Source organism: Shewanella sp. VB17, assembly GCF_013248905.1.
Lineage (GTDB): Bacteria > Pseudomonadota > Gammaproteobacteria > Enterobacterales > Shewanellaceae > Shewanella.
In genome coordinates this window covers 1,476,140-1,496,636 of the sequence record NZ_JABRVS010000001.1, presented here as the reverse complement: position 1 = coordinate 1,496,636, position 20,497 = coordinate 1,476,140, and the positions used below count along the sequence as shown (strand labels likewise).

The 20,497-nt window shown below is 41.6% G+C and carries 20 protein-coding genes; 13 read left to right on the top strand and 7 right to left on the bottom strand.

Annotation, left to right across the window (positions count from 1 at the left end; all coding sequences use genetic code 11):
- Positions 1 to 39 precede the first annotated feature (39 nt).
- From HQQ94_RS06370 to HQQ94_RS06340, 7 genes are all read left to right on the top strand, one after another.
- Positions 40 to 618, top strand: coding sequence for a TerD family protein (locus HQQ94_RS06370; RefSeq protein ID WP_173293628.1), 579 nt, complete (start codon positions 40 to 42; stop codon positions 616 to 618).
- A gap of 57 nt (positions 619 to 675) precedes the next feature.
- Positions 676 to 1,806 (top strand): phosphoribosyltransferase domain-containing protein, encoded by a 1,131-nt coding sequence (locus tag HQQ94_RS06365; RefSeq protein WP_173293627.1) that lies wholly within the window; start codon positions 676 to 678, stop codon positions 1,804 to 1,806.
- The gene (locus HQQ94_RS06360; RefSeq protein ID WP_173293626.1) at positions 1,803 to 2,525 is read left to right on the top strand and encodes a hypothetical protein; all 723 of its coding nucleotides are present in this window, start codon (positions 1,803 to 1,805) and stop codon (positions 2,523 to 2,525) included. Before HQQ94_RS06365 ends, HQQ94_RS06360 begins: the two co-directional genes overlap by 4 nt.
- Positions 2,522 to 3,622 (top strand): cysteine protease StiP family protein, encoded by a 1,101-nt coding sequence (locus HQQ94_RS06355; protein ID WP_173293625.1) that lies wholly within the window; start codon positions 2,522 to 2,524, stop codon positions 3,620 to 3,622. The genes HQQ94_RS06360 and HQQ94_RS06355 overlap by 4 nt, the downstream gene beginning before the upstream one ends.
- Positions 3,623 to 3,646: 24 nt before the next feature.
- Entirely contained in the window at positions 3,647 to 4,645 is a 999-nt protein-coding gene (locus tag HQQ94_RS06350; RefSeq protein WP_173293624.1) for a hypothetical protein, read from the top strand.
- Between the two features lie 232 nt (positions 4,646 to 4,877).
- Positions 4,878 to 5,189, top strand: a complete 312-nt coding sequence (locus HQQ94_RS06345) for a VOC family protein (RefSeq protein ID WP_173293623.1) — start codon at positions 4,878 to 4,880, stop codon at positions 5,187 to 5,189.
- 163 nt (positions 5,190 to 5,352) lie between these two features.
- Positions 5,353 to 5,613: a DUF5062 family protein gene (locus HQQ94_RS06340; protein ID WP_173293622.1), complete on the top strand. Its 261-nt coding sequence runs from the start codon at positions 5,353 to 5,355 to the stop codon at positions 5,611 to 5,613.
- An 88-nt stretch (positions 5,614 to 5,701) separates the two neighbouring features.
- Here HQQ94_RS06340 and HQQ94_RS06335 read toward each other — a convergent pair whose 3' ends face one another.
- On the bottom strand, positions 5,702 to 6,664 hold the full coding sequence (locus tag HQQ94_RS06335) for a hypothetical protein (RefSeq protein ID WP_173293621.1): 963 nt from the start codon (positions 6,662 to 6,664) through the stop codon (positions 5,702 to 5,704).
- A 118-nt stretch (positions 6,665 to 6,782) separates the two neighbouring features.
- Here HQQ94_RS06335 and HQQ94_RS06330 point away from each other — a divergent pair, with 118 nt between their 5' ends.
- Entirely contained in the window at positions 6,783 to 7,247 is a 465-nt protein-coding gene (locus HQQ94_RS06330; RefSeq protein WP_173293620.1) for an Lrp/AsnC family transcriptional regulator, read from the top strand.
- Between the two features lie 23 nt (positions 7,248 to 7,270).
- On the opposite strand, the gene HQQ94_RS06325 is transcribed toward HQQ94_RS06330, so the two are convergent.
- Complete coding sequence (locus tag HQQ94_RS06325) at positions 7,271 to 7,804, bottom strand: DUF3087 domain-containing protein (RefSeq protein ID WP_173293619.1); 534 nt, start codon at positions 7,802 to 7,804, stop codon at positions 7,271 to 7,273.
- 378 nt (positions 7,805 to 8,182) lie between these two features.
- Between HQQ94_RS06325 and HQQ94_RS06320 the strand changes: the two genes are divergently transcribed.
- From HQQ94_RS06320 to ltrA, 4 genes are all read left to right on the top strand, one after another.
- On the top strand, positions 8,183 to 9,547 hold the full coding sequence (locus tag HQQ94_RS06320; RefSeq protein ID WP_217274005.1) for a Na+/H+ antiporter NhaC family protein: 1,365 nt from the start codon (positions 8,183 to 8,185) through the stop codon (positions 9,545 to 9,547).
- A gap of 195 nt (positions 9,548 to 9,742) precedes the next feature.
- A complete protein-coding gene (locus HQQ94_RS06315) occupies positions 9,743 to 10,483 on the top strand; it encodes an RNA pseudouridine synthase (RefSeq protein WP_254304012.1) in 741 nt (246 codons plus the stop codon).
- Between the two features lie 334 nt (positions 10,484 to 10,817).
- Entirely contained in the window at positions 10,818 to 11,849 is a 1,032-nt protein-coding gene (locus HQQ94_RS06310; RefSeq protein ID WP_173293618.1) for an IS110 family transposase, read from the top strand.
- 457 nt (positions 11,850 to 12,306) lie between these two features.
- Complete coding sequence (gene ltrA, locus HQQ94_RS06305; protein WP_173293617.1) at positions 12,307 to 13,512, top strand: group II intron reverse transcriptase/maturase; 1,206 nt, start codon at positions 12,307 to 12,309, stop codon at positions 13,510 to 13,512.
- 1,126 nt (positions 13,513 to 14,638) lie between these two features.
- On the opposite strand, the gene HQQ94_RS06300 is transcribed toward ltrA, so the two are convergent.
- The 3 genes from HQQ94_RS06300 to HQQ94_RS06290 form a co-directional block, all read right to left on the bottom strand.
- Positions 14,639 to 15,676, bottom strand: a complete 1,038-nt coding sequence (locus tag HQQ94_RS06300) for an IS110 family transposase (RefSeq protein ID WP_173293616.1) — start codon at positions 15,674 to 15,676, stop codon at positions 14,639 to 14,641.
- Positions 15,677 to 15,747: 71 nt separating this feature from the next.
- Complete coding sequence (locus HQQ94_RS06295; RefSeq protein WP_173293615.1) at positions 15,748 to 16,599, bottom strand: hypothetical protein; 852 nt, start codon at positions 16,597 to 16,599, stop codon at positions 15,748 to 15,750.
- A 509-nt stretch (positions 16,600 to 17,108) separates the two neighbouring features.
- Positions 17,109 to 18,986: an SgrR family transcriptional regulator gene (locus tag HQQ94_RS06290; protein WP_173296542.1), complete on the bottom strand. Its 1,878-nt coding sequence runs from the start codon at positions 18,984 to 18,986 to the stop codon at positions 17,109 to 17,111.
- A 232-nt stretch (positions 18,987 to 19,218) separates the two neighbouring features.
- Here HQQ94_RS06290 and HQQ94_RS06285 point away from each other — a divergent pair, with 232 nt between their 5' ends.
- Positions 19,219 to 19,395: a hypothetical protein gene (locus HQQ94_RS06285; protein ID WP_173293614.1), complete on the top strand. Its 177-nt coding sequence runs from the start codon at positions 19,219 to 19,221 to the stop codon at positions 19,393 to 19,395.
- A 42-nt stretch (positions 19,396 to 19,437) separates the two neighbouring features.
- Here HQQ94_RS06285 and HQQ94_RS06280 read toward each other — a convergent pair whose 3' ends face one another.
- Together HQQ94_RS06280 and HQQ94_RS06275 are read right to left on the bottom strand one after the other, a co-directional pair.
- Positions 19,438 to 19,710, bottom strand: coding sequence for a demethoxyubiquinone hydroxylase family protein (locus HQQ94_RS06280; RefSeq protein ID WP_173293613.1), 273 nt, complete (start codon positions 19,708 to 19,710; stop codon positions 19,438 to 19,440).
- Positions 19,711 to 19,898: 188 nt separating this feature from the next.
- On the bottom strand, positions 19,899 to 20,288 hold the full coding sequence (locus HQQ94_RS06275) for a cupin domain-containing protein (RefSeq protein ID WP_173293612.1): 390 nt from the start codon (positions 20,286 to 20,288) through the stop codon (positions 19,899 to 19,901).
- Between the last annotated feature and the right edge of the window lie 209 nt (positions 20,289 to 20,497).

Genomic DNA, 20,497 nt, shown 5'->3' with positions numbered 1-20,497 from the left:
CCCAATAGGGTCAATAAACTATCCAAATGGAGAAGAAATATGTCTGTATCTTTATCAAAAGGCGGCAACGTATCATTGGAAAAAGTCGCACCAGGTATGGTGAAAATGATCATTGGTTTAGGTTGGGATTCTCGCGCCACTGATGGCGTTGACTTCGACTTGGACGCATCAGTATTCCTTCTGGCTGAGAGCGGTAAAGTTGTTGATGATAATTCATTCATCTTCTATAACAACATGAAATCAGTGTGCCAATCAGTTGAACATACTGGTGATAACACCACTGGTGAAGGTGACGGCGATGATGAGTCGATTAAAGTGGACCTATCAAAAGTACCTGCAAACGTTAATAAGTTAGCTGTCGCAGTGACCATTCACGATGCAGCTGCACGTAACCAGAACTTCGGCCAAGTGTCTAATGCTTTTATTCGTATTCAGGATGAAGCCACTGGTACCGAAGCTGCTCGCTATGACTTGTCTGAAGATTACTCTACTGAAACCGCAATGATTTTCGGTGAAGTATATCGTCACAATGGTGCGTGGAAGTTCAAGGCCATTGGTCAAGGTTTCAACGGCGGATTAAAGCCATTAGCACAGGAATACGGCGTTAACATAGGTTAAACACTGTATTTTGAAAAAAAAGAGGGCTTAGCTCTCTTTTTTTTTAAAGGAAGATGAATGCAAAACCAATGTACAGTCGCACTTTGTGCGGGAAATTTAGAAGTTCAGGTGCAGCCATCGAGCTACTCCATCTCGAAATTACTCGAATTCGCATCCAGAGAAAATCCCAAACGTGCCTTCTTATTTTTATCAAAAGTGTTAGGCAAGTATATTCCTTGCCTGCCATCCGACATGCGTAAAACCTACCTTGATTTGAGCAATAAAATAACACTAGAAGGTCATTGTCTGGTGTTTGGCGTTGCTGAAACTGCTACTGGTCTAGGGGCTGGTGTGGCAGATGCACTCTCAAATAATAGCCAACATAATGTGTATTATGCACAAACCACTCGATTTGAATGTGCTGAACCCATTGCGTTTGATGTTTTTGAGTCCCACAGTCACGCACCTCAGCATTTGATTTACGATATAAGTAAGAATGTCGATATTGACACCATTACCGATGTGGTCTTGGTTGATGATGAAATCAGCACAGGCAACACCCTAAATCAATTAACTCAGGGAATAAATAACTACCTACCGAATTTAACGCGAGTTCACTGGGTCTCTCTTGTGAACTGGATGCCAGAAAAAACCGAAAGCCTTATCTTTGACAGTGACGAGAATGTAGACATTCAATTCCACAGTTTATTAAAAGGAGAATTTAATTTCTCCCAAACCAGCAATAAGGTGGTTAAGCTTCCCAATACCACTGCTAGCACACTTTCTAAAGCAGTGTGCCGAGTAGATCTTGGACGTAAGGGTGTCTCGATAGACAAGCTAAATACCTGCGCATTTTATTCACCTGAAGGTGAACACATTGCGCCTCAAAATCTTTTAAAATCAACCAAGTATATCGTCATCGGTACGGGGGAATTTATCTATCAACCATTCCTGTTTGCTGAAGCAATGGAAACAGCTGGTATCGATGTGCTTTTTGAATCGACAGGCCGCTCTCCAATCCTCCAAGGCGGCAGCATTACCAGAAAATTAACCTTTTACGATCCCGGTAATGAAGCCAATTACTATTTATACAACTTACCAGAAGATCGTCTTCCCATTATACTCTATGAAAATAGAGAACAATATATTCACAGCCCGCTGCACAAGCTCCTGAACGCTCAAGCCGCTATTTTGGGGGAAGCCCCATGATCATCGCTTTTTCCGATCTTGATGACACCTTGTTCAGCTCACCTCGCCAATTTGATTCTATGGAAGGACTGCACGTCGCCGCCACTTTACCCAACGGTGACATTGGTGCTTATGCCTCTCACGCACAGAATAAGATGCTTGAGATGCTCTCACGCAACGCCTTGCTAGTGCCCGTTACTGGGCGACGTACTGATTCGTTAAGTCGAGTTTTATGTCAGTTTAGTGGCGATAAGGTCGCCTCCCACGGCGCAATTATTTTGGATGCCGACAACAATATCCACCCCGAATGGAAGCATGTGCTCGATGTTGAAGTTGGACTGTGGAGTGCAAAAATGGATGAGTTACATACAGCAGCCTGCGCACATATTAAGTCCCGTAACTTAGACCTGCGGGTTCGAATTGTCGAAGATTATGGCTACCCTTGTTACCTTTGTATCAAAGGCGACACTGACGATTTACGTCAGATCCATCCAGATAACTTCGGCAGTGTTACCGATGGATTTTATGTTCATGTCAACAATCGAAACCTGGCCTTTCTACCTCCTTATGCAAGCAAGCAAAGGGCTGTGCAATTTCTTAAGCAGCGATATCAAACAGAGTTCAAAGGTGAGCAAATGTACTTAGGCTTGGGTGACAGTATGTCAGACTTGCCATTTATGTCCGAATGCCACTTTCACATCATTCCTTGTGTTAGCCAAATATCAGACAACATCACATGAATAATATAACAGAACAACAAACTGAGATTTTTAGCGGGAGTTATTCGCCGGAAGATTGCGAGTTTTTGCTGCAAACAACCGAGATCACCCCCTTAAGTATCAGTGAAAAAGAGCGTTTATTACAGCGCGGTGGCATTCATTACTCAAAGATGATCACCGCTGAAGAGGTGCCTACACAAGCTTACCTTGATACGTTCAAAGCATTGGTTGCACAGTATGCGGATCGACTGGCCGAAGAGGTGAAACTACTGGCCAAAAAGCTTTATCAACAAAAAGGGGATCACATCACCTTGGTCTCTTTGGCTCGCGCTGGCACCCCCATAGGCGTCCTTATCACCCGAGCACTGAAAGCGTATTACACCCAAGATGTAAAACATTACTCTATTTCTATTATCCGCGATCGGGGAATTGATTGCGCCGCACTGGAGCACATATCCAACTCAGGTCGTGCATCAAACTCGATTGTATTTGTCGATGGCTGGACAGCAAAGGGAGTCATTAATCGGGAGCTCAAGTCAGCGATTTATGATTGGAATCGTAAAAGTGATTACTGCATTGGCGATGAACTGTGTGTCATTTCTGACCTCAGCGGAAGCGCTGAATACATAGCAACAACAGACGATTATGCCATTCCATCCGGCGTTCTTAATAGCACGGTATCGGGCTTGGTTTCTCGCACTATGATGCTTGATGACGTTGAGGGATACCATCAATGTATCGTCTATGAGCATTTAGCCAAGCACGATCTCACTCATTGGTTTGTCGACCGCATTGTTTCTCGCTTTGAAAGCGTCGGTATCGCCATGGATAATTCAACCCAAGCTTGGAGAAAGTCTCGCCAAGAAAACCTATCCGTTTTTTTAAGCAAGGTTATTGAAAAATTTAATGTCGATGACATCAATAAGATTAAACCTGGCGTCGCGGAGGCTACCCGCGTGATGTTGCGCCGTATCCCTCGAATTTTAATAGTAAAAGATAGCTGTGATCCTGATGTCAGACACTTGAAAGTATTAGCGTCAGAGAAAGAGATCACGGTTTTAGAAGATCCAACAATGCCGTTCTCGGCAATGGCGATCATCGCCAACATTAAGGATTAATAAGTCACCTCTAAGGAATGAATTGTGGAACTAATAAAAGGGCAAAATACCGTTATTGATGCAAGCCTTGCATATAAATTGAGTGTTGAAACTCAAGGATGGGACTTGGGTGTGCTTTTGGGCAACAAAGATGGCTTTAAGACGTTAGGGGCAGAATCTGGCCTGTCTTTGTCTAAAGATACACTCTTTTTAAACATATCCGACCTTGAACCGACCGTTAACATGATAGTGCTTTACGCACAGCGTAATAGCCCATCAGCAGCCACCTTCGATTGTTGCTTGGTTAGCTCGCTAGTCAATACGCTTGTTGCCCGTTGTCAGTCTGGCGTGGTTGAAACAGCCTTAAACGCTATCGAGTTGGTTCATATTTATAACATTAACGGTCAGTGGAAAATAAAATCATATTTCCAAGGTTATACCTCTGGCATGCAAGGGGTTTTATCTTCCCGAGGTATTAAAATTCCCAGTATTGATAGTTCGACAGTCCAAGAACCCACAAGCTTATCAAAACTCAATTTCACGCTTAACTGGGGTCCATCATGTGCAGAGACATTCAATACATCTCAGGCTTACATTGATAGTGGCACGCTCGCCATATCAACCCTGAATTTAAGCTGTTTGTACGTCCTTAAAAGTGGTCAACGAGGGATTATTCATGGTGGAAGTGATGACGGTGACAGAGGATCTGACCACGGCATCCCATTTGCACAAATAGCCAATGACCATGATAGCGGTAACTGCTCTTTGGTATTTAACACTGAGTATGTGCACAAAATGTATAAATATGTTGTTTGCGCCGAAATCACTGAGGGAAGCCGATGCTGGGAGGATGTTAGCGCAAGCTTGGAGTTTTGTAATAACGGTATATCCAAAACACAGGTAATTGATTCGCCTCTTCACACTCCTATATATGTATATGCGGTACTTGAAATAGCAAAGGGCGCGTTAAAAACCAAATTAGTTAACCAGTATTTCACCAACTACCAAGATATAGCGGCGATTAGCGGATTTTCTAACGCTTAATCATACCAAATGCATTAAGTCATTGTTCATTCAGCGAGAATGAAAAGCCCTGAAGGTAAGGGCTGTATGTGCTCCTACAATATTGGGGATCACCTCTTATGCGGCAACGATTAGTCCATGAAAAATAGTGCTTAACAGGCTGTATATTCGGTATTTACACTGTAAGATTATAGGCATGTAAATTTGCCCCATATTCGAGGTAAATAAACGATTAGTGTTAAATAAGGTAATCATGAAATTCAACCACATAGGCATTCCAGTTCAGAGCAGTTTTGAAGGTGAAATAGAGTTACCCCATTTGAAAATGACGGTTTCTGATCATGAAAATAATCCTTACGGGATCCAATGGCAACGTTATTGGAAAGATGCTCCTTATCCTGAATTAGTGAAAACGGTCCCCCATGTGGCTTTTGTCGTCGATAATCTAGATCATGAGCTCAAAGATAAAAAGGTGATCATTAAACCTAATTCTCCCAGTCACGGACTTAGGGTCGCCTTCATTGAAGTCAATGGCGCTCCCGTTGAACTGATGGAGTACTCATAAAAAAACACATCGTTTGCAAAATAAGCAGACACGCCATTATGCCGTAACCGCCTATTGCTATCTCCTAAATTTAGGGTAGATTAATTCGTACTCAAGTCACCTCACAATACTGAATAATCAGTTTCGAGGTAATGTGAGTCATAACCCCCATAAGGAGCCTGATATGAAGCAAGGTAAAAACGACCCACAGTTATTAAAGCTCGCGATGGAAATTGGTGTTGGATATGCGAAAAAAAGGGGGTTTGCTGATTTTGATAAAGGGATTTCATCTAAAGATAAGGTAGAGTGCATTTATCGATTATTGGTCACAGATAAACTCATTCAGCCCTTAGCTAAAGATAAGGAAGACGGCCCCAGCATGAAGCATAAACTCATTTTATGGATCACTCGCCAACTTCCCACCGATCACGAACTATTGAACTAGCTATGTATCCAAAGGAAGGTGCCACAGTGACGCCTCCTCTAAGCTTTTAGGCTTCACAACATCTACGCTATTTGCAAGTAAAGCACCATCACGATACCTCTTTAGTGCATAATTCTTGCGTTGATTCTTGCTTAATACAACGGGATAAGATCACAATCACTGCCAAGGCAAATAGCAAGCGTCCCCATAAAACAGCCATAATATCGGCCCCTAATAATAGAATAAGCAAGGTATCTTCAATTACACTGTGAGTTAACCCTAAAAAACAGACCACTAGAAAGATATCACGTTTATTGATATGACCCGTTCGGGCTTCATCAATTAACAAACCCGCACCATAACTCAAGCCTAATGTCAGTCCAATCACACACACATTGGTGGCTTCTTTACCTACGCTAAGGGCTTTTAAAAATGGAGAAAGCAAGATTTGAATAAGTTTTTCGACACCACACCATCGTAATAATCGCAGAAATATGGTTAATGCAGTAATCATAAAAAAAATCGTGATCAGCATCGTTAACTGACTGATCCCCCAATCAAGTAAACTGGGTGAAGTCACAACGGGTTGCCAAACAAATACCGCAGGTTGTTGTTGCCAGTTCCCGAATTGATAAATTTGGTGCACTATGATGGCGAGAATAAGCCCCCCACCGATCCTTAATGCTAACGTCACTCGCCAAGATACACCCGTTAATTTTGCTACTGCCCCTTCAATGGGCAACGCATGTGCAAGTAACATCATGGTGCCTAATACTGACACTTGTGCCACCGTCAGAGACTCGTGTTTAGCAAGATCAAAAAAAACTGCCATCCCGGTATAGATATTGGTTAACATCGCTGTCGCCCACACTAATCCCATTTTTTCAGGTAAACCGACTAAGTCCATCAATGGCGCTAACACCATTGCTAACCACTGTGTCCCCCCCATCATATCTAACAATTTCACCGCAATAATGGCCGGAACCATGACTTTTAATAAGGTGAAATACACTCGCCAAACATCGATAAATAGTGTTTTGACACCCTGAACTAAAATGACTCTTGAAAGCATATTGATTAACTATTGGAATGACTGTTAGCCGCTATTATAATCAACTAGTGAGAAATTATTTCACTAATCACCCCCAAAAGATGTTATATATTTCTTTTTGGCGGCAATAAAGTTAATTATGTTTCTTGATCGAATCGATAAAACCATCTTACGCTATTTACAACAAAATGCCTCAACGAGTAATGTGAAACTGGCATCCATCATTGGCCTCTCACCTCCAGCATGCTTTAAACGCGTTAAACGATTAAAAAATGCGGGGATTATTGTCAGCCAAGTCACTTTATTAGATCAAAGCAAACTCGTCACATGCTTGCATATGTTAGTGAATATAAAGATGGAAAGAGACCGTTTAGACTTGTACAACGAATTTATTAAACACATGAAAGCAGCAATTGAAGTGAAACAGTGCTACCAAGTCACAGGAGAAATTGACTTTGTGTTATTAGTCACAGTAGAAAACATGCAAGATTATGAGTATTTTTGCCAACGTTACTTATACAGTGATGACAATATAAAAAATTTTACCACCCACATTTCAATGAACAGAATTAAATTTGATACCAGTGCCGTCATTCCTGAATAGCTAAGGATATCCCCTTACCAGCATTAGAAATCAGTAAGCATTACGACAGAAAACTGCTCCGCAGACACCTTGAGCTGATACTCAGCTATCGTACTTGCAAGCTCTGCAATATCATTGTCGACCTTGCTGATGGTCAAAGTGTTGTTATCTAAAAAGTATACCTGCTTTAAGCCCGTATAATAATAGCTCAAAATGGTCAAGGCATTGACATCACCCAATTTGGCAGCCGTGTTAATGGATTTAAGTCGACGATAGATTCGATTATGCAACGCTTTGAGTCGCCACACATAATAAACCTCTTTTAGCCATGGCCTGTCTTTAATGTAAATAATGACGCCAACACAAGTCGCAGCAGCAAGTACAACACCGAGTAAATTCAAATGAAAATTTCCAGTCGACTCTCCAGAGACCACATTTTCACTGCCGTTAACACCAAAAGCGGCGATCAAAGCCGTACCAAATACCAATGATAAAACACTCAAACTTATCACTAACACAATCGTCATTAAGTTAAGGGTTTTTCTGTAAAGGCTTTTATCAATTTCAATTATTTTCATGGGTTACTTCTTTATCGATCCACTAACCAGATTATATGCGCTATTACAATGATGAAAACATATCATAACCTAAACGACCTCAAGACGCAGGATCTAACATTGCTCCTATGCAATGCAAGCATATTGATCAAGTAAATTCAGAGCGTTCACGCTACATCTTATCTTATCACTTACCATTAACTCACCCAATAAGGATATAGAAGTAAAAACATCTAGACGTCTAGATTGACAGGCATCTATAAATCTCATATCCTCTCAACTATTGAGATGTACCCTACAGCTTATTCCATGATCGTATATGGCGGCGTCTTCCAGCAAGAAGAACATTAGCGAGTAATGGTTCAATTAAAGAATAAACGAAGAAAGAGAGAAAATACTTTGACAAATTCAGCGAATACTCCACCAAACACTCATCTTAGTGCCAAAGGTAGCGCACCTATCGCCTCCTTTTTCGCTTTAGTACCACTATTTTTATTTCTAGTGCTATTTATCGGTGCAGGACTCTATTTTCAGAGTCAAGGTACCGACTTTGCTTTTTACCAGCTGCCCAGTGTTGTCGCCATTTTACCAGCTATCATCTTGGCATTGATTATCTCTAAACAAAGACTGAACCAGAGTATAGAAACCTTTATCGAAGGAATAGGTCACGCGAATATTATCGCTATGTGTCTTATATATTTATTAGCCGGTGCCTTTGCAGCTGTTGCTAAAGCCACTGGCGGCGTCGATGCTACCGTGGCATTGGGCCTGTCTTTAGTGCCATCTAATTTACTGCTTCCGGGTTTCTTTGTGATTGCCGCCTTTATCGCAACCGCCATGGGCACATCAATGGGCACCATCGCCGCTGTCGCACCAATCGCATTAGGCGTCGCGAATGAAGCGCAAATAGAGCTGGCGCTAATGGCAGGTGCAGTCATATCTGGGGCACTGTTTGGTGATAATCTGTCAATCATCTCAGACACCACCATTGCAGCAACACGTACTCAAGGTTGCGATATGAAAGACAAGTTCAAAGAGAACTTAATCTTTGCTATTCCGGCCTCTATTATCACGCTTATTGCATTCACTTTTGCAGGCCAAGGACAAGCTAATATCGCAGCCCAAGAGATAGATTTTATCAAAGTTATCCCTTATTTAACTATTCTAGTGTTGGCGGTTTCCGGTTTAAACGTCTTCGTGGTACTGACTGTCGGTATTTTATTAGCTGGGGTAACCGGGCTATTGACCCTGGATTACGGCGTGATCCAATTTGGTCAAGACATCTATGCTGGTTTCGGTAACATGCAGGAGATTTTTCTCCTCTCTATGTTAGTCGGTGGCTTAGCAGCACTGATGCAGCAACAAGGTGGGCTGGCTTTTGTAAGTCAGCAAATTGAAAAGCTTATTACTCAATTTTCAACGTCTAAAGGCGGGGCTTCTACGCGTGCATCTGAGCTTGGGATCGCAGGTATTGTCGCACTAACTAACACATGTGTAGCCAACAATACTGTCTCAATTGTGGTCACTGGCGATATCGCTAAAGAACTTGCCAACAAGCACCAAGTGACCCCTAAGCGCGCAGCCAGTATCTTAGATATTTTCTCTTGCATCATTCAGGGCCTTATTCCCTACGGCGCCCAAGCTCTGCTTATCGCTTCTATTTTTAGCATTTCGCCATTAGATGCCGTAACTCACGCTTGGTATTGTATGATTTTGGCTGTGGTTGCTGTCACAATTGTGATTGTCCGCAAGCGAGTTTCTTAAACCTTGATAGACTGAATGATATAATCACCCCCCCAAGGAGTGCATAACCGCACTCCTTTTTTATTGCCGATATCCCCCATCTCATAGCCCGTGATTGTCATGTTAACCATAGACAATAAACTAAAACGAATTACGCACAAAAATGAAAGATAGTGATAAACTCAACCCATAAATTTTATACATGCCTAAATCATTATGGAACAACCTTCCAGTAAAATGCGCCTCGCTAAATATTTAGCGCAAACAGGCTTATGCTCGCGCAAAACAGCAACACGTTATATTCGAGAAGGATTGATAACCATTGATGGACGCTTAGCAAACCACATTGACACCATCTCCATTATCGACATACCTGATATTCATCGCAGCAAAGAAACACTATTATTCGATGGCAAGCCCATTACTGGCATTGAAGCGAAACAATATTGGGCCTTCAATAAACCTGTCGGTATAGATTCACGGCTGTTACCTGATGACCCCAACAGTCTGATCCATCTATTGCCTGCCAAACCTAGACTGTATCCTATTGGTCGTTTAGATAAAGATTCCCATGGTTTACTGCTGCTCACTAACGATGGTTATCTCACTCAAAAACTGATGCACCCAGACTTCGGTCATAGTAAGGTTTATCATGTTAGCGTCGATAGAGCCTTTGACGATACATTCTTACTCTTGATGGCTCAAGGCGTCAGCTATCGCAATGTCACCACTCTCCCCTGCCTGATAACACGCTTAAGCGAAGACAGGTTTGAAATAATACTGACTCAAGGGTTAAATCGACAGATCCGCCGCATGTCTCAAACATTGGGATTTAAAGTGATTGACCTAAAACGGGTACGCATACAAACATTACCGCTTGGTCAGCTCAAAAAAGGCGAAATGCGACCGTTATTAAACGATGAAATAGCAGCACTAAAATCGGAAAAATTTGAATAAAGACTAAACACATTGTTACGCTTCTGAGTTAACATTATTGGATTGTAAGTAAACGTGTCTCTTCGATTGAGCTTTATTGGTGATTTATCTAGCACTATTATCTAACCATCCTGACACAAGAACCTTAAGACAGCCCATAAGACTGATGGACATATTATAACCACAAGGATATGTTAAAAATATTATGGGTGTCCACTTAGTGCAATTGCAGCGACTAAGTGATGATAACAGTAAATGTATTTTAACTATGGGTGATTAGATGGACGCTCCCTAATTCGGCGTCAATGCGCCAAACTGATGTTTCACCATTCAGTTACATTAAGGAGCGTCCACTATGAAAGTTACCACTATTGCTATCGATCTTGCAAAGAATGTCTTCCAAGTACTTGGTATGGATGAGCATGCAAAGTCAGTCTTCAATAAACGGCTTAATCGAGCCCAACTGGCTGAGTTCATGCTGCAGCAACCCGCTTGCGATGTCATATTTGAAGCGTGCTATTCAGCTCATTATTGGGGGCGGAAATTCCTTGCCATGGGGCACAACGTTAAATTAATACCAGCACAACATGTGACCCCATTTGTTCGAGGTAATAAGAACGATAAAAACGATGTATTAGCTATTTTTGAAGCGAGTTTCAGACCTCACATCCGTTTTGTACCTGTGAAAACGGAGGAACAGCAAGAAGTATTAATGCTTCACCGGATCAGAGAGCGCCTTGTTAAACAAAAAACGGCCTGTACTAACCAAGTTCGAGGTGTATTTGTTGATTTTGGCCTCAGTTTTCCTCAAGGCTACAGCGCATTTGAAAGAGCCATGTGGGAAATTATGAGTGATGAGCATCAGCGACCAATGATAAAATTAATGGCCAATGACTTTTGGGATGAATATCAAACGCTCAACCAGCGCCTTGATCGAATTAACTCATTGATAAAGCAAATTGTTAAGCGAGATCCTAATGGGAGAATTTTATTAACAATCCCTGGTGTTGGGCCAATCATCGCTTCGGCATTTGCAGCCTCAATTGGTGGTGGCCAAGCCTTTAACAGCCCAAAAGAGCTCGCAGTGTGGCTAGGGTTAACCCCGAAACAATTTGCTTCAGGTAATAAGAGTGTCAACGGTAAGATCAGCAAGAGAGGTAATTGCTATTTACGTAAACAATTGATCCATGGAGCAAGGACAGTCGTCAGTCATGCGAGTAAAAAACAAGATGATTTAAACATGTGGATAAATCAGCTGAGGGGTCGAAAAAGCATATGCTGTACCGTTGTGGCAACAGCACATCGTTTGGCAAGACTGATATGGATTTTACTTCAAAAACAGAGCCCATATGAGGCTCAATATGGTGGCTATCATGGCACATGTTAAAAGTGTTGTAGCTATCTTGCCAAGCTCGGTCAGGCCAAGGGTTTTTAGCCCGTCTGGGTGATAAGAGCGGCAAGGTAGCACATTAAAAACTAATCAAGGTTGTGGTAAACGATGAAGTAATGGCTCAGTCCAACCAATGTCAGCCAGAACAGGCCAAGGATATGCAGTAAACATAATCCGTATGGGTGTTTAAATTTTAACAGGCGCAAGGGTACGGATTTCATTTGGGGCGCATTTCCTTTTAAAAAAGACTTGTTAAGCCCGTATATATGGCAGTACAACCGCTTTTAGCGGAAAAGAGTCACATCAAATGACAACGAGATTAGTAGCAGGAAAGTAGATAACTGAGGTTAAAAATACCTTGGTTAGGCAGGTATTAGCTTGACTAACCGGGAGCGTCCATATATGGCTTAGTTAACTGTTGTAATGTTGAAAAAAGGAGACTTGTAGAAGATGAATGTCTGGCACTTGTTTCCTTGGTTATGCCTTCCCGCTTTGGATGCAACAAGGCGGCTGGCAACAGTGTAAAAGTCAACTTGAGCTAGGTGAGTACCAACCTTCAGCAGTCAGGCGTGTAGAGATCGACAAACCCGATGGCGGTAAACGCAAATTGGGGATCCCTAACGTCATTGATCGTGTGATACAGCAAGCGATAGCTCAAATACTCACACCACTGTTTGATCCATTTTTCTCGGCTAACAGCTTTGGCTTTAGGCCGAACAGAAATGCCAAACAAGCGGTTCTGCAAGTAAGGGATATCATCAAACAGAAACGCAAATTTGCCGTTGATGTTGATCTGTCTAAGTTCTTTGACCGAGTTAATCATGATCTCTTGATGACTCAGCTGAGGAGCAAGGTACAGGATAAGCGTCTGTTGGCGCTTATTGGTAAATACCTTCGAGCGGGTGTGATGGTCAACGACCAATTTGAAACAAGTTTTGAAGATGTGCCTCAAGGCGGTCCACTCTCGCCATTACTATCTAACATTATGTTGGATAGTCTGGATAAAGAGCTGGAAAGCCGAGGGCATAAATTCGCCCGCTATGCGGACGATTTTATCATCTTGGTTAAATCCATTCGAGCGGGTGAACGGGTACTAAAGAGCATTACTCGCTACCTTGCCACTAAGCTAAAACTGGTTGTTAATGAACAGAAAAGCCAAGTGGTTAAGGTAGGTCAAAGCAAGTTCCTAGGGTTTACATTTAACCGAGGGAAGATCCAGTGGCACGCTAAAACGCTGCATATTTTCAAACAAAAGATGAGACGACTGACGAACCGAAATTGGGGCGTGAGTATGGGTTATCAGCTGTTTAAAGTGCGGCAATACATGCAAGGCTGGATCAACTACTTTGGCATCGCTAACGCTTACCAAGGGTGTGTCGACTTAGACCACTGGATCCGCCGTCGCGTACGTATGTGCTACTGGCGCCAGTGGCGAAAACCACGAACTAAGGTGCAAAACTTACTTAAACGTGGCGTCAGGATCCAGTCAGCTGTCGCTTGTGGTATCACAAGTAAAGGTCCATGGCGAAGCTCGAAAACACCAGGGATCCAGCAAGCGCTGAGTAATGACTATCTTAAGAAAGCGGGGTTATGTTCACTAAGAGATGGATGGATCGCAGTTCACTCTCGAAATAAGAAGCTAACCAGAAAGTTAGGTTAGGCGTTCTAAATGAACCGCCCTCGGCTTTGGCATCCTGCTTCGCCCTACCTCCTAAATCCATTTAGTCGTGTGCGGAGCCGCATGCAGGGTGGTGTGGGGGCTGGAGGCTAGACACCTCCGGCTACCCGTATATGAACTCCACCTGTTGAGCAATAATAATTAACATAAATTGTAAACTGCTTGCGTATATACGGCTTCTAGTTGAGGGAGCTACCCTCTAGCCTTCGATGTTTTCGCACCTACCATCCTTTTCGATTAGACAGCCTATAACGGCTTTCGGGTAGCACAGGTTTTTGGTAGGTTGGTCTTACCGTTTATGTTTAGTTATTCTTGCTGAACTCTTTGCTTTTACCTAATTAATCAAATAAATATCGAAACAATTGCATCATTAAATTGTAATTTTCAGTTTTGATTTAGTAAAGTTGGCGTATAGTCTTTCCCTGTTGACAGTAATGCCCATGCTGTTCTAACCGTTTTGTTTGCCAAAGCGTATATGAACTCCACCTGTTGAGCAATAATAATTAACATAAATTGTAAACTGCTTGCGTATATACGGCTTCTAGTTGAGGGAGCTACCCTCTAGCCTTCGATGTTTTCGCACCTACCATCCTTTTCGATTAGACAGCCTATAACGGCTTTCGGGTAGCACAGGTTTTTGGTAGGTTGGTCTTACCGTTTATGTTTAGTTATTCTTGCTGAACTCTTTGCTTTTACCTAATTAATCAAATAAATATCGAAACAATTGCATCATTAAATTGTAATTTTCAGTTTTGATTTAGTAAAGTTGGCGTATAGTCTTTCCCTGTTGACAGTAATGCCCATGCTGTTCTAACCGTTTTGTTTGCCAAAGCGTATATGAACTCCACCTGTTGAGCAATAATAATTAACATAAATTGTAAACTGCTTGCGTATATACGGCTTCTAGTTGAGGGAGCTACCCTCTAGCCTTCGATGTTTTCGCACCTACCATCCTTTTCGATTAGACAGCCTATAACGGCTTTCGGGTAGCACAGGTTTTTGGTAGGTTGGTCTTACCGTTTATGTTTAGTTATTCTTGCTGAACTCTTTGCTTTTACCTAATTAATCAAATAAATATCGAAACAATTGCATCATTAAATTGTAATTTTCAGTTTTGATTTAGTAAAGTTGGCGTATAGTCTTTCCCTGTTGACAGTAATGCCCATGCTGTTCTAACCGTTTTGTTTGCCAAAGCGATACATGCTCGTTTAATCCCTGAACGTTTTACCAATTCAAGTAACCAGGCTTCTTTAACAGTTTTAGGAACATCACTTAGTTGGGAAATAACCGAAAGTGCTCCTTGATACAGAGCTGCTCTTAACGGTTTATTTCCACCTTGTTTGTTAATCCCCGTCATGTAGACTTTTCCGCCAGAACTGTGCTGTTTTGGTGTCAACCCTACATAAACCGAAGCTTGACGACCATTTTTAAATTCACTGGCATCACCAAGGCTAGTGTACAACATAGCAGCACAGACAGGCCCTATTCCCTCTAGTTTCATTAACCTTTTACAAGGCTCTAACTGCTTAACCAAAGTCTCTTTTGCTGTTTCGATTGCTTTGAGTTGGGAGAGGGTCAACTGATACCTTTCCCATAATACATGTAGACTACTTTTAAGGGATTTAGGTAATCGGTCATCCTCACTGTCTAATACCAATACAATGTTTTCTCTTAAACTTTTACGGCCTTTAGGTATTGATATTCCATATTCATACAGATAAGCACGGATATGATTATTTAATGCTGTTAGCTCTTTTGTCAAAAACTGACGACTTGACTCTAAGGTTTGTAATGACTGCCGTTCTTCGCTTTTTATAGGGCTAAAGAGCATACCTATTTGCATTGCTGCATTACAGATAGCTAACGCATCATTGGCATCAGTTTTCTGTCCCTGTAAAAAACCTTTTACCTTTTTAGGGCTAATAATTCTGACGTCATGCCCATACTTTTTTGCTAGTCTTCCCCAGTAATGACAGCTGCCACATCCTTCCATTGCGACTATTGATGTAATCGATTTTGCCAGCTGTTCTTTTAGCTTCTTAGGACTAATGGCCTTATTTGATATTAACTCGCCATGTCTATCTATCTTACAAATCTGGATAACGTTTTTTGCTAAATCAAGACCGATGATCTGAGAATTTATCATAAAGAACTCCTGTTTTTTGTCATTCGAACCATCTTACCTTAGTTAATAGGATGGTGGAGTTCATACATCGATTATAACCTTTTGCTCGCTGCTACCAAACCATAGTTGTCATCGAAAGATAACGTAACCGAAGAGTTACCAGAGCCTTCTGAAAGACCTCTAATAACGTTCATGGCCATATCACCTTTAATGACTGCATTTACAGGAAGACCAGCTGCAACCGAACAGCAACCAGGAATACGATACTCTTTGCCACTGCTTGTAATGATATTGGTATTAGCATTTCTGGCTCTTAGGTTCTGTCTTTGCTCGGCTGTAAAAGGTACCTTTCCTTCGCCTAAAAAATGTTGCTCTAATAATTCCGGATAATGCTGCTCAATCTTTTCAATGATTTTAATATCAACCCAAGGCTCATAGGTTCCGGCACTGTCACTGTGTGGCTGAATATCCAGAAATATAAATTTTTCATTTGTGATTATTGCAAAAAGAAGGTCATTACTTCTTGTGACGAATGCTCCATTTCCGTCTGATGTAGGGATATGAAAATGATAAATCGACCATTCGTTTAGCATTGAATCATTATTTTTAGCTTGATCAATATCGAAAATAGATTTGCTAAGATGGGGCACTAGAGAATCGCCTTTAGTTATTTTTTTCTCCAAATTAGCGATACCTATTGAGTTACCTTTATCGTCAAACCCACGATACTTAATAACCTGCCTCGGTTTCTGTATAAATAGGCGATGAGTCACCGAGTAGAAAAAATTTGAAAGTAGTGAAAGTTCATAACCTTCAATTTGAGAGGTAATAGAGCTATCTCTCTTATCTCTTTTTTCAAGCTGTTCATCTGTTAATTGCTTGTTGCATCCAAGAGACCGCAACTCCTGTCGCATCAATGTTTCATACTGTTGTTTCAAGTCCATCTCGATTTCCAATTGGGTTATAACAATTTTATAGTACGCGAATCGCGCATATTTCTGCCGATGTCACGCTCATATATAAAAAGAGATGGGACAGGCATAACTTATAGACTAGACTACACAAAAGTCTTTCACATTAGCTTTTTTATAGCAAAAGCTATATTCGGACAAGTTGTCTCTTGAGCTGGGAAACACATAAAGGGGCATAAATAAGCCAGAAAACTAACCAAAAGAGACAAGTAGACAGATGTATATGCAGCTCCTAACTTCGATTTCAGGGCGAAGTAGCACAGAGTGCTACTCTATCATTCATGTGAACACGACATTAGTGCGTCTGACCTTCATGGATGAAGGAGAATGTCTAATGTATGTCTGGAACATACAAGACCTTGCACGGCACCCGCTGGAGGCAATAAATAAAAGTGAAGCAGCGACCTTCAACATTCTACCCAATACCGCACTCACCTTGATAATAAATAGCCATGAGGCATCGACCTTTAATCCCCCAGTCATCACTCAACCTCTGCGTATTCTTCTGACCAAACATCTTGTATGTCTGGCCAACCCCAAACATTTATCGATACCCCTTTTAGTACGCCTTGAAAATACAGCCATTGCCTGTGATGTAACATAGGGATCATCCAGTGTTCGGTGATCATTGTAGTGCTAATAGATTCTAACTTAGTGAGATAATTTGTTAATGGCTGCTGTTGGCGAATACTGGCTAATTGAGCATGTAACCAGTGACTCGCCTCCTCAGACAGACTTTGATTGAGTACTGCATTTGATAACATCCAATTAAATACCGAAGTAGGCAGGTTGTCGTCAAAGTCCAGACTGATCAATATTAGATCTTCTATCAGCGTATTGGCATTGGCTTTTTGCACGAGTTCCTCAAAACTATAGACATTAACTTCACACTCGATCCCCGCTTGCTCAAGTAATACGCTCATCGCCTGCGCACACTCTTTTAAGGTAGGGTGTTCAAATATGGCGATAGTCAGTTTGCTTGGTAAAGGCTGCTCAGTGGTCCCTATCGAAATAATGTTTATCCAATTGGAAAGTAGGTTATATGCTGGGATGGCTTCAATCGGGTTCGTTGATTTACCTAATTCAAGCATCAGATTATCAGCAGCAAGCAATTGGCTTAGGTATTTTCTCTGCGCCAGCGACAACTTGGCATGACTGTTTATCATCGCCAGCAAACAGCCATATTCTATCCGGCTCTTTTGAGAGCTGCCCACTACTTGTTCTGAGGGGCGATCCCGTTCAAGGCTGCTTTCCCGTTCATGACAGTTTTCTTGCTCAGGGCTGTTTTCTCGTTCAAGACTGCTTTCTTGCTCTAAGCTGTTAGCTAGGTAGTTGGCGGCGTAATTTGAACGGATCTGACTGGTTTTTTGCACCGTATTAGCCTGTATACCTTTAGTACACGATGAGTTATTTTGTGGTGAAGCGACTTGCCAAATCGTCACAGTATCAGTAAGTGGGCGATAGCCATAATAATTATCATAGGCCTGCAATCGCAAATACTGCTGCGTGTGTTCTTGTACCCTAAATGCACCACTGCCTACAATCGCTGCTGTTGCCTTAAAGTGAGGATACGGTAAAGAATGTGGTTGTGGGTTAAGTTGAGAGTACGGCTGAATGGAATATTTTACATCAGCAATGAGACCTGCAAAACCTGGATCTGGCTGATCAAGTTGAAAATCGACACATAAGGTATTTATCGCAGTGATATAAGTAACATGTGCCAGTTCAGCTTGGTATGCCTTCAATTGCTTTAGGCGGTTAAATAACTCCGCAATTTTATCAGCATTAATGGCGCTACCATCATGAAAAGTTAGTGCTGGCCGCAGATAGAACCGCCAACACAGCTTGTCTTCATTGTAAACCCAATGATGAGCTAACTGGGGGCTAATGATGCCATTTTTATCACACTGCACCAAACAAGTATAAACCTGACGTAACAAAAAACGTTCGCTGTTTCTTAACGCGATATGCGGAAGTAGAGCTGAAAAAGAACGCGCGTAAGTGAGCTGAATGTGTAAACGACCTTCACGCTGTACCGCGCCCGATGTGCTTTGTAGCAATCGCCCAAACAAGGTTTGATCATGATCAATAAGCATCAGTGCTTTTTCATATTTGCCAACGGCAATCATCTGCTGCGCCAGCTCTGCTTTCAGCTCATCGACAGCATAAACGAGGTAAAGCCGAGAACGTTGATGACGACCCGCCTTAGGTGTCCATTCTACCCAGCCTACATCACGCATCTCGTTTAACAAGCTGCGGCAATGTCGGGAACTGGTAAACATCACTTCAGCCACTTCTTGCAAGGTGATGGCGATTTCTTGTTTAACACCTAACTGACTTAACCGAGAAAAATGCAACATTTTTTTATCATTATTCAAAACAGGCACCAGCTCACCATCAAAACTTCCTCATTTAGTCCAAAAGTCGGCTTGAAAAGCCATTATAGCCAAGATTACGACTTTAACCGGAAGTAAATAATATAACTCACTCTCTTTTTAGCTCCCCTTTATTGAGTGATAATTATCTCAAATAAAAAAGCTTAGATTAAGATGTAGACAAAAACTTAAGCCAATAACGATCAGAGGAATGAACATGCTAGAGACACTTAAAACCATTTTCCATAATACATCAACCAATCCACTTGCGGAGTATTACCAATCGCGGTTGCAAGCGACTCGCAATGTTTTTGAAGTTGAGGCCATTTTGAGCCTAAGCGTGTTAATGTCATTCAATGAGCAGGAAAAACAACAAAATGAAGACTCAAAATAAATCATACTATGGAAAGTTTGATGCTCACTTATTTACTAAAATTTAGGCTCTATGTTTGTAATCATCGAGTGTAGATAAAGCTGTGACCTTCGTCAGCAAGGATTCTGTCGAATTCATCCCTCGTATACGACTTACAACTTTTAACCATGCACTGAACGTATTAAAATGCTCCTTTTCATGTGCGAGCATTTCATCTAATTTGTCTACAATATCTTTGTAAAAAAAGCAGGCCATTTTACGTTGAGCACTATAAATGCTAATAGCACCCAATTCTCCAGCATGATCTACACGAATTATTCTTTCAACTTCTTTCATTCAGACGACAACTCATAACTTCACTCATTCTAGTTTATCTTTTCCATTATATTAATTCACGGCAGTGACCTAGCTCTCTTCGTTAGTAATATTTCATCTTTAGTATTAGCTCATTGGATAATGGTGTGTCCTCTACCATTTCAATTGCTGTCTAACCCAAAATTTAGGGGGAGAAGCTACGCTTAATATTACTGTGGTTTAACAATACTATGCTCTGTTGGTGGCGGAGTAATTGTGAGTACCTTTAATCCTTTCGGTGACTCAAATCGATGCCAAACACCTTGAGGTACGACAAAAAATTCGCCAGGCATAAGCGTATGTTTAGATTCCTCACCTGCATTTAAGAGCACTAACCTTGTTTCACCTTCAATCACTTGAACTAATTCATCACCAGCGGGGTGCCTTTCCCACTCACTGTACCCAGAATAGTGCGTGAGATAGATAGCACTTTGATCGAAATCCGCAAGTTTGATAAACGCATCTTGCATCTGTTCATTTGACGATTCAGGTGTTCTATTTTCAAAGCGTGTAACTTGAGTAAATCTATGCTTAATCGATATTGCTGTAGACTTTGACACTGACAACTCCCTGTATATAACGACTGACTTATAGTGAATTTCAACAATTATTCTGTAGAAGAACAAAAGTTAAGCCAAAATACAACATTTCAGATACTTACTAACAACTCATCAGCCTTCCACGCTGAACATTCACTGAAAGTGGATCGCTTTTCCCGTTAGCACATTTTTTTCACCAGCAGGCTCACCATCAACACTTGTCACAGTTT